At 49.4% G+C, this 352-nt stretch carries 1 protein-coding gene; it reads left to right on the top strand.

Annotation, left to right across the window (positions count from 1 at the left end; translation table 11 throughout):
* Positions 1 to 13 precede the first annotated feature (13 nt).
* Positions 14 to 352: glycosyltransferase family 9 protein (locus A3739_RS08275; protein WP_304440268.1), on the top strand; the 339-nt coding region annotated here is incomplete at its 3' end.

The raw sequence follows: 352 nt of genomic DNA, 5'->3' as shown, positions 1-352 counted from the left end.
CTGGAAAGGTGAAATGCGCTATGGCGTGGTCAATGATTTGCGTCAGCTAGATAAAAGCGTTTTTTCATTGATGGTGCATAAGTATGTTGGGCTCGCTTATGACAAGGGAACAACGCCAGATGCATTTGAGTGTCCGGCTCCCTTGCTTGTTCCTGCGACAGAGAATATTGCTAAAGCGATGACGAAGTTCGGTTTGGACAAGAGTAAGTCGGTGCTAGCGCTATGTCCGGGTGCGGAGTTTGGGCGTGCTAAGAAGTGGCCAGAGAGGCACTATGCAGAGATCGCACGTCGCCATATTGCTGAAGGTGGACAAGTTTGGTTATTTGGGTCTCAGAATGATGTGCCCGCATGT

The sequence above is a fragment of the Oleiphilus sp. HI0067 genome (assembly GCF_001635735.1).
The sequence above is the reverse complement of the archived record's forward strand: the minus strand, read 5'-3'. Positions and strand labels throughout refer to the sequence as shown.